Raw genomic sequence first — 9,213 nt, 5'->3', positions numbered from 1 at the left:
GTAGCACAAAACATAAAAAAGATCGCCCGACAGCTTGCGAAGTGCGCAAACAAAAGGGGGATCTTTTTTATTGCATGTAAATATGCGTGGAAAGCAAATTGGAGGGTATTGAAAGTTTCATGAAAGCGCTTTACTCGACAGCCTGAAAACCTGCAGTTAATTTTGATCAATCCACCCAATCTGAACAAAACAGGCGGTTTTAACTACATGTTATACAGTTAAATCAAGTTTCAGAGGAAATTTCACTTAAATAGCTGTACATTTTCCAGTTAATACAAATGTGTAGAGCATGAGACCTTCCAAACCTTGCTAAGCATCTCCCCCAGTCCCCAGCCCACCACCACCGACGTCCCCATCACCCCCATCAGCACCCATCCCACAATCACTACACCACCCGCACCACCACCAACGCCGTCCGAGCGCCGAGATTCCGTGTTTTGCATTTCATACTCGCATCCCGTGCGCCGTAATGAGCACTTAACTTTGCCCCAATTTTTGGAGTTATTGGCCCAAAGGCATTTGCCATCGATTTCACCTCTTTTCCCCGGAAATAAAGGTTGATAGGTCCATCGTCCCCCACTTGTACACATCAATTAAATCAGTCATTGACCAACTCCCAAAAAATACTTTAAAAATTTATTGTAAGATCTGAACTTTTTGCGAAGTTGAACCGTTATAGGTATCGAGAAGATGTTTAATATGGTATAGATATATAAGTAACTGACAAAGAGATTTATTTTGGGATAAAGGACCTGATGTGATGACATATTTTCGATACGTAGGCCCCATGATATTGATGACAATGCTAGTCCTAGGACTAACGGGTTTCGTGCCTAACGTAGATGCGGCTTATGCTGTGTCTTCTGATCCCATGAGAGTGAAGCAAACTTATTTGGATATGATTCGCGTTGATCAAGCATGGGCTGCGGCAGGTGATGCCCGTACGCCGATCATCGTCGCCGTGGTTGATACAGGCGTTGACCTTGGACATCCAGATTTAACTGGCAATTTAGTGGATGGTGTGAACTTGCTGCAGGCTTCGAAGAAGCCTTTTGATGATAATGGACATGGAACGAACGTAGCTGGCTTGATTGCCGCTACGATTAATAACGATAAAGGCATCGCGGGAATTGCCCCTAATGCCAGAATTATGCCAATCAAGGCGCTTGAAGCAGATGGAACTGGCGGCGAAGCCAAGCTGGGTGAAGGCATTAAATATGCCGTGGACCATGGGGCGAAAATCGTAGTCCTTTCCTTGGGATTGAACAAATACTCGGATTATCTGGCAGGTATTGTGCAATACGCAGAGGACCGTAATGTCTTACTCGTCGCCGCTGTTGGTAATGAAAGCACGAGTGTGAAATACCCCGCGGCGTATCCGACTGTACTTTCTGTTGGCGGTGTGAGTATCAATAAACAGGCTGATCCACGATCGAATTACGGCCCAGAGCTCGACATTATGGCGCCTTGGGACGTCTATACGACGGCGCTTGGCGGTGGCTACCAGTACCAAGATGGAAGCTCAATGGCTGCGCCGCAAGTGGCAGCTGCAGCTGCGCTGGTCTGGGGGAAATATCCGGCAATGTCGGCGTATCAGGTGCGTTCACAGATCGAGCAAACAGCCACGGACTTAATGTCCAAAGGGTGGGACGCTAAGACGGGTTACGGCTTATTGAATATCGAAAAGGCACTGACGGAGCCTTATAAGCAAGATCGCTTCGAGCCGAATGATGTTGTAAGTCAGGCTGCTTCGCTTCCTAATCATACGCTAGTCAAAGCGAACCTCAGCTCTGGGCAGGATCAGGATTGGTATGCGATTGATGCAGCTTACGACGGCTATATTCAGTTAGTGGTACAGCCCGAGGACGGCGCAGGTATTCGTGTGAATTTTGATTCCGGACAGAGCTTTGTCGCGGCTAGTGGAGATGCTGTAGCAAACCAGTCGTTCACTGTGGCTGTGACCAAAGGCATTACTTATGTGCAGTTGGAGAATGTTGATCGAGCACGCAAGACCCTGCTTAATTACACGTTGCGAACGGATTTTGTGATTTATACGGATCCTTTTGAGGATAATGATAAGCAGTATAAAGCTTTTACATTGCCAGAACGCAGTCAGACCATTCGAGGTACGTTTCATAAAACAGACGACATCGATTGGTTCGCAATGACGCTTGAACACTCGGGCACGATGCGCCTTAGACTATCGACGGATACGGGGCGGATCGATCCTATGCTTCTTTTCCAGAAAGAGGGGGAGAAGTCGACGACGATCGATCAGGCTGGCGATGGCGGTATAGAAGTGAGTTCCCAGATGGAAGTACTGCCTGGCCAATATTATATTCGTGTTAGTAATGTGAAGGATTATACCGGACCGATTACGGGTGAATACACGTTAGAGATTGAATATACACCTAAATTGATTGACGCAAACGAGCCGAATGACAAATCGTATCAAGCTACATTTGCTGCGATGAATGCAGGGTATGAAGGTGTTTTTAGTAAAAATGAAGATGTTGATTGGTTCGAGTTCCGATTGACTTCCGATAGTCTGGCCCAAATCAGATTGACGAATATTCCTACCTCACGTACGTTGTATGCTACGTTGTATAATAATTCGTTACAGGAACAAGGCACCTATCGTAGTGAAAGTGGTTCGAGTCAGCTTAATTTCGAGAAGCCATTGCCCGAAGGGACGTATTATATTAAACTCCAGGCGAATCAGTGGTTCATGAGTCAGATGTATCGCTTGCAGTTGAATAGTTATGGACTGGTCAGCGGTTATGTTGATATTGCTGGACATTGGGCACAAGATGCCATTAGCCAGCTTACCGAGCAAGGGATGATTAGCGGCTACGGGGATTATCGGTTTGCACCGAATCAATCCATTACAAGGGCTGAAGCAGCTACCGTGCTATCCCGTGCCTTGCGTTTATCGAAACGCAAGGATTTGCGATTCAGCGATTTGGCCGTTTCACACTGGGCTTACGCGGATATAGCCAAAACCGTTCAAGCCTCTATCGTAGATGGTTACCCGGATGGAACGTTTAACCCGGATGGCAAGCTAACCCGTATGGAAATGACGCAAATGCTTGCGCGCAGTATGAATATGACAGGGAAGCTGAGAGGCAATACACCTTTTAGCGATGTAAGTGAATCTTACTGGGGTTTAGGCATCCTCAAACAGATGGCGGCAGATGGTTGGGTCAGCGGATTTCCCGATGGTACCTTCCATCCAGAAGATCAGGCAACACGGGCTGAATTTGTAACTTTGCTGGCTAGAGTCGTAAATCGGTAAAATCGAAGAGGAGTGACCTATGGGCGAGACGGACAAATGGAGTGAAGTGGCGCAATATGCGTCGTGGATGAATATGGCTAGTATAGCTGTCTATATTCTTTGCATTGGGTTGGCATGGTGGTCGCTGCAAGCGTTCCGCTTTGATGTTTTGCTGCGAAGCCCCAAAGGCGCACAAGCGATTATGCTGCAAATTTTACTTTCGATCGGACTCGGGCAGCTGGTTGCAGGGTTTTTCATTCAGTATTTAGGTCTCTCGATGAGCTTCAGCAAGATGTTTTAATGCGATTTTCCGAATAATGCAGAAGTTTGTTGTCAACAATGGATATAGAACGGAATGAAAATCACATGACGCTTCGAACTCTATGTAGGGCATCTCTGACTGCCAAAAGAACACAGTTGTATCTATGTGGCTCCAAATGATAAACTTAGGAAATGTGCAAAACCTGTCTTTTAAAATAAGTGCGCGGAGGGACCATGATGAGCAAAATTATCGTCCGCGGTGGCCGAAAGCTAGCTGGCAATGTAAAAATCAACGGAGCAAAAAATGCGGTACTGCCGATTATTGCGGCTTCCATTCTGGGGTCGGAAGGTGAAAGCGTCATCCATGATGCGCCTCCCCTTGACGATGTGCTAGTCATTAATAAAGTATTACAAAGCTTAGGAATTGAAGTCGAATATAACCGTCAGGTGATTCGAGTAAGAGCTGGGCAGATTAATACCTGTGAAGCTTCCTATGATCTAGTCCGTAAAATGAGAGCCTCTTTCCTCGTTATGGGTCCTTTGTTAGCTAGGTTGGGTCAAGCGAGAATTTCGCTTCCAGGCGGTTGTGCGATTGGCACAAGACCGATTGACCAGCATCTCAAAGGCTTTGAAGCGATGGGTGCCGATATTGAACTAGGTCAAGGCTATATCGAAGCCAAAGTGAAAGGGCGCCTGAAGGGTGCCAAGATTTATTTGGATGTCGCCAGCGTAGGTGCAACCGAGAACATTATGATGGCTGCAACGCTTGCAGAAGGCACGACAACGATTGAAAATGCGGCAAAAGAGCCGGAAATCGTTGATTTAGCTAACTATCTGAATGCGATGGGCGCTGTGATCCGCGGTGCGGGAACGGGTGTTATTCGTATTGAGGGTGTAGAGAAGCTTCGTGGTTGCGTACATACGGTGATCCCAGATCGCGTAGAAGCCGGTACATACATGATCGCTGCAGCCATTACAGGCAGTGAGCTGTATATGGAGGGCGCGATTGGTGACCACCTTCGTCCTGTCATTTCCAAAATGCAGGAAATGGGTGTTACGATCGAGGAAGATGAGAACGGCATTCGCGTTCGAGCTACAGGCCCGTTGCGCGCGGTAGACGTGAAAACGTTGCCGTATCCAGGCTTCCCAACCGATATGCAGTCGCAAATGATGGCACTGTTGATGGTAGCGGACGGAACGAGCCTTGTAACGGAGACGGTGTTCGAGAACCGTTTCATGCATGTAGAAGAATTCGCGAATATGAATGCAAACATTAAAGTGGACGGTCGCACAGCGATCGTAAGCGGTAATTCCAAACTGCGTGGTGCCAAGGTATGTGCAACAGACCTGCGCGCTGGTGCAGCGCTCATTCTCGCGGCATTAGCGTCTGAGGGTGAGACGGAGATCACGGGTGTTCACCACATTGATCGTGGCTATGTCGATATCACCGACGTCCTGCGTGAACTAGGTGCCGATATTTATCGCTCAGTCCCACAAGAAATTGAGCAAGAAGTGGCAGAGCTTGGATTTTTCAATATCCAGCCGACGCTAGCGTAAGACAAGAGGAATCATCAGGGAATGAACCTGATGGTTCTTTTTTTGAATTAACTCCTATACTTAACTTGACCTCTATTTTCACACCTACTTCTACGTCTATCTCTACACCTCCCCCGAAGCTAGATTTTACGCTACTCCTATCCTCTCTTCCTGCTTCTATGGCATGTAAAGTAACCCTCTCACATGTTTAACTGTAAAAACTACAGTTAATTCCACCACTTTTCTCGCTTAGTATGAACTAACTGGATTTCCTGTAGTTAATTTCGCGAGATTTTACTAATATAGCCGATTGAGGTGATTTACCTGTAAGTTTTCCATCTATTTGGAGATTTCGGGCCTTCCCAGCGAAAATAGATGGATGTTTTCCAGTTAACCCGCAGCCGACAAGGAGAGCATATCAGATGCCTATCAACTACTTCCCAGCCTCGTTCGTGTTCTATTCTAGCAACCCCTCTCATAAGCTAAGACATACCAAAATTGCTGCTAGTAAACGCGCTTATGGAGGCTGCTCAGACATATGTTTAAAAAGAAACGCGTGCTCAGAAAAGAAGTCATCCTGTGGATGACTGTTTGCTTATCTTCCATGTTGTGTGTCACTATCATCGTGCCTGGATTGCTAGTCAAGAAGATTCCGACCGACGAGGTGTACCCGAACCCCATTGAAGGCACAACTTTGCAAGAGACTAGCGCGGGGCAAGGGTTGATGATTCCCGTGTATTTGACGAAGCAGGAAATCGTGCAAACCGTTCCACTTGAACAGTATGTAAGAGGTGTGCTGGCTGCCGAAATGCCCGTTGATTTTGAGTTAGAGGCACTCAAAGCGCAAGCGATGGCGGCAAGAACCTATGTTGTGCGTAGAGTCATAGAGAAGGATCATAGCAATATGCCCGTGAATGATGCACTAGTGACAGACACGACAGCCCATCAGGCCTATCTAACGGATCAAGAGCTTCGAACGAAGTGGGACAAGAATAAGTACGAAACGAATATGGCCAAGATTGATAGAGCCGTCAATGAGACCAAAGATAAGATACTTACGTATGGGCATGTACCGATCAACGCGACTTTTTTCTCAACAAGCAATGGGTATACCGAGAATTCAGAAGAATATTGGCCGTTCGCAAGCCCTTATTTACGCAGCGTGCCCAGTCCGTGGGATATTAAGCTCTCCTCTCGCTATCAAGAAAGTGTCACGATCAGCTATAAGACGATGCTTCAGAAGTTAGGTGTAGCTAGTATCTCAACGACAGATACCAGTGCCAAGGGCATGAAAGTACTCTCTTGGTCTACTGGACATCGTATTAAAAGCATGACGATAGGAGGCAAGGTATTCTCAGGACGCGAAGTAAGAGAGAAGCTAGGTCTAGCATCCTCTCAATTCGCTTGGAAATGGGCGGGCTCTCAAATCACGATTACTACGTTCGGATACGGCCACGGAGTAGGTCTCAGTCAATGGGGCGCCAATGGTATGGCGAAAGAAGGGAAAACCGCGGAGGAGATCGTAACCTATTATTACACGGGCATCTCTATTGAAAATGCAGCTTCTTTTCTGGGCAAATCATAAACTTTTAATGTTTCTATAAAAATATCTTTCTGTAAGTATAAAACCTTGTAAAGTGTCAAGAATGGTTGATGAGGTGATAACCATGAGTGATAATAACAAAGGTTTTCAGAAAGAAGAAGCTCCTAAAACTGTTCAAGGAGCACAAGGTCCAACATCTGCATGGAAGAGGTTGCTTGCTAAGAAATGGGTATTCCCAGCGACGTATGTGGCAGCAGCAGCAATTATCTTAACCTTAATGTGGGTGTACCAGGGAGCAGGAACGAAAACAGTCAGCCTAGATGATCCAGGTCTTAAGGTTAGCAGCAGCGAACAAACCGATAATCCGAAAGCACCACATGATGGGGCTATCGCGGTTAATGGAACCACGGAAGCCATGCAATGGCCTGTGAAAGACAGAGCTGCTGTCGAAGTGGCAATTCCTTACTATGACACGAATGCATCCAATGATGTGAAAGCAGCGGCAATGATCGAATACCTCGATCAACTGACACCGCACACAGCAATTGACTTGAAAGCCAAAGATGGCTCAGCATTTGATGTTCTAGCGGCACTGGGTGGTAAAGTTACAGCGGTTGAGCAAAGCCCTGTTGTTGGTAAGCTAGTTGAGATCACACACAGTAACGGGTTGATCAGTATTTACCAAAGCTTATCTGACGTGAAGGTAACGAAAGGTGCAGAAGTGAAGAAGGGCGATATCATCGCCAAAGCTGGCAGCAACGATTTCGAGAAGGAAGATGGCGTGCATTTACACTTTGAAGTACGTCAAGTTAGCGACAATGCAGCCGTTAACCCAGAAACCCTCTTGAACGTGAAGCAATAAGCAGCATTTCGAGCATTACGATACATGAGGCTAAGGCCTACATACAGTGAACGGCAGCGGGTATATACCTGCTGCTTTTTCACATTTTTATTGAACATTTGACCCGGAAACGCGTCTAAAGCTGATTTTCTTTGATTATTTTGAAAATAAATATGGGAAATGAGCTTGTCAGGCTTGGTTACGTAGAATATCTAGTCATGCCCCTCATATACTTTACCAAACTATCTCGAGTAGGGAGGCGAGGGGAGTGCACGATTACATCAAAGAGCGAACCATTAAGATTGGTACCTGTATCGTCGAGACCAAGAATACGGTTCGCACCATTGCTAAGGAATTCGGCGTTTCCAAAAGCACAGTGCATAAGGATTTGACGGAAAGACTACCGGAAATCAACCCGGACCTGGCCAATCAGGTGAAGCACATTTTGGAGTATCACAAGTCAATTCGGCACCTTAGGGGAGGAGAAGCGACGAAAATTAAGTATCGTAAGACCCGTAATCCTAAGCTTTCCGAGGTCTTGGTTACGGTTAAGTCCTAAGATACCCTTCATCCCGAGATGTTTCCTGTGTTTCCTTTAACTGGGCGTGTCGAAATTTCACGGAAAAAGAGGAAAACATGCATTTATAGCGAATTTAGCTTATAATTAGAACTGTATATCAGAGCGCCGATTCTTCACGGGATGGACGGTAGGTTTAGGGAGGATTAATTAGAAATGTTCAGCAAGGATATTGGAATAGATCTCGGCACGGCAAATGTGCTTATTCATGTAAAAGGTCGCGGAGTTGTGCTTGATGAGCCATCCGTAGTTGCGATTGAAAGTGATACGAAACGTGTGTTGGCTGTTGGAGAAGAAGCCTTCCGCATGGTAGGTAGAACACCTGGTAACATTATTGCGATTCGTCCTCTTAAGGATGGTGTTATCGCGGATTTTGATATTACGGAAATGATGTTGAAGCATTTCATTGCCAAAATTGGGGGCAAGAATTGGTATTCTCATCCGAGAATACTGATCTGCGCCCCTACCAACATTACCTCAGTTGAGCAGAAAGCGATTCGTGAAGCAGCTGAGCGTAGCGGTGCCCGAGAGGTATTCATGGAAGAAGAACCGAAGGCGGCGGCAATTGGCGCTGGTATGGACATCTTCCAACCTAGCGGTAACATGGTTGTTGATATTGGCGGAGGGACGACGGATGTTGCCGTGTTATCCATGGGCGACATCGTCACCTCCTCTTCCATCAAGATCGCGGGCGACAAGTTCGATATCGCGATCACGAAGTATATCAAAAATAAGTACAAGCTGTTGATCGGTGAACGGACAAGCGAAGATATTAAGTTGAAAATTGGAACGGTATATCCACATGGGCGTGATCAAGAGATGGATATTCGCGGAAGAGATATGGTTTCTGGACTTCCATTGACGATTACAATTCACTCCAGTGAGGTACAGGAAGCGTTATGGGATCCAGTTTACTCCATCGTCACAGCGGCGAAGAGCGTACTTGAGCGGACACCTCCTGAGTTGTCTGCAGACATTATTGACCGTGGCGTAATTCTGACAGGCGGCGGCGCATTGTTGCATGGTCTTGATCAACTGCTTGCGGATGAGTTGAAAGTACCTGTACTTATCGCTGAAGAACCAATGTCTTGTGTGGTTAAAGGCACAGGCATTATGTTGGATAATTTAGATAAAGTAACCAAACGTAAATTTTAATGATGAAATAACAACCTATCTAAGAG

The 9,213-nt window shown here is 46.3% G+C and carries 7 protein-coding genes; all 7 read left to right on the top strand.

What is annotated here, in order from left to right:
* The first annotated feature begins 760 nt into the window (after positions 1-760).
* A complete protein-coding gene (locus AB4114_RS25135) occupies positions 761-3,295 on the top strand; it encodes a S8 family peptidase (RefSeq protein ID WP_441990906.1) in 2,535 nt (844 codons plus the stop codon).
* Positions 3,296-3,314: 19 nt separating this feature from the next.
* Positions 3,315-3,575: a DUF1146 family protein gene (locus AB4114_RS25130; protein WP_235549894.1), complete on the top strand. Its 261-nt coding sequence runs from the start codon at positions 3,315-3,317 to the stop codon at positions 3,573-3,575.
* Positions 3,576-3,772: 197 nt separating this feature from the next.
* Positions 3,773-5,092 carry a UDP-N-acetylglucosamine 1-carboxyvinyltransferase gene (gene murA / locus AB4114_RS25125; RefSeq protein WP_171633436.1) on the top strand — a complete coding sequence of 440 codons (1,320 nt, stop codon included), beginning with the start codon at positions 3,773-3,775 and terminating at the stop codon, positions 5,090-5,092.
* 517 nt (positions 5,093-5,609) lie between these two features.
* Positions 5,610-6,656, top strand: a complete 1,047-nt coding sequence (gene spoIID, locus AB4114_RS25120) for a stage II sporulation protein D (protein WP_441990905.1) — start codon at positions 5,610-5,612, stop codon at positions 6,654-6,656.
* Between the two features lie 82 nt (positions 6,657-6,738).
* On the top strand, positions 6,739-7,476 hold the full coding sequence (locus AB4114_RS25115; RefSeq protein WP_441990904.1) for a peptidoglycan DD-metalloendopeptidase family protein: 738 nt from the start codon (positions 6,739-6,741) through the stop codon (positions 7,474-7,476).
* Between the two features lie 247 nt (positions 7,477-7,723).
* Positions 7,724-8,014 (top strand): sporulation transcriptional regulator SpoIIID, encoded by a 291-nt coding sequence (gene spoIIID, locus AB4114_RS25110; protein WP_057313422.1) that lies wholly within the window; start codon positions 7,724-7,726, stop codon positions 8,012-8,014.
* A 174-nt stretch (positions 8,015-8,188) separates the two neighbouring features.
* Complete coding sequence (locus tag AB4114_RS25105) at positions 8,189-9,187, top strand: rod shape-determining protein (RefSeq protein WP_441990903.1); 999 nt, start codon at positions 8,189-8,191, stop codon at positions 9,185-9,187.
* The last annotated feature ends 26 nt before the right edge of the window (positions 9,188-9,213 follow it).

This window comes from Paenibacillus sp. 2RAB27 (assembly GCF_052115445.1).
In the GTDB taxonomy this organism is placed as follows: domain Bacteria; phylum Bacillota; class Bacilli; order Paenibacillales; family NBRC-103111; genus Paenibacillus_E.
Note: the sequence above shows the minus strand (reverse complement) of the source record. Positions and strands in the feature narration are given on the sequence as shown.

Excerpts from the sequence above, each read along its gene's own strand:
- AB4114_RS25135 (WP_441990906.1), top strand. The coding sequence starts at position 761 with ATGACATATTTTCGATACGTAGGCCCCATGATATTGATGACAATGCTA.
- AB4114_RS25130 (WP_235549894.1), top strand. The coding sequence starts at position 3,315 with ATGGGCGAGACGGACAAATGGAGTGAAGTGGCGCAATATGCGTCGTGG.
- murA (WP_171633436.1), top strand. The coding sequence starts at position 3,773 with ATGAGCAAAATTATCGTCCGCGGTGGCCGAAAGCTAGCTGGCAATGTA.
- spoIID (WP_441990905.1), top strand. The coding sequence starts at position 5,610 with ATGTTTAAAAAGAAACGCGTGCTCAGAAAAGAAGTCATCCTGTGGATG.
- AB4114_RS25115 (WP_441990904.1), top strand. The coding sequence starts at position 6,739 with ATGAGTGATAATAACAAAGGTTTTCAGAAAGAAGAAGCTCCTAAAACT.
- AB4114_RS25105 (WP_441990903.1), top strand. The coding sequence starts at position 8,189 with ATGTTCAGCAAGGATATTGGAATAGATCTCGGCACGGCAAATGTGCTT.